Annotated in this window: 1 protein-coding gene; it reads left to right on the forward strand. The window is 41.6% G+C overall.

All coding sequences use genetic code 11. The annotated features are described in order from the left end of the window. Positions 1-188 precede the first annotated feature (188 nt). The coding region (locus IEY58_RS34880; protein WP_407648475.1) for a methyltransferase domain-containing protein at positions 189-505 on the forward strand (317 nt) is incomplete at its 3' end.

Consider the following 505-nt stretch of genomic DNA (forward strand, 5'->3'; position numbering starts at 1 on the left):
CTTTTTTCAATCCATTCATCGACCATGTTTTTGCTTACAGGGTAAAAATTATGGCGTAGTCTTTCAGAGAAAATATTTTCTAATGTCTTAATGTTTATAACATTATAGGTATTACGAGATTCTTCAGCCAAAGCTATGACTTTTGCAAAGGGCTATTATCCTCCCAACCATCGGTAAATTGGCTAGACATTGGCTGTGGCGAAGGATATTACACTGAGCGATTTTTACAGCTTAACCCAAGTAAATTAGTCGCGCTTGATATTAGCAAACCTGCCGTACTTGCCACGGCCAAACGACTTAAACCAATTAGCACGACCACACAAAAATACTGCTTAGTGGCATCTGCTTCGCAAGTACCATTGGCCAGTCAGGCGGTAAGTATATTGACCAGTATTTTTAGCCCGATTTTGCCGGATGAGTTTCATCGGTTAGTCAGCGATCAGGGCTTTGTAGAGATTGCCAAGCCTGCCGTCAATCACTTGATTGAGATGCGTGATGGGCTATT

The sequence above is a fragment of the Aliidongia dinghuensis genome (genome assembly GCF_014643535.1).
GTDB classification, from domain to species: Bacteria; Pseudomonadota; Alphaproteobacteria; order ATCC43930; family CGMCC-115725; genus Aliidongia; species Aliidongia dinghuensis.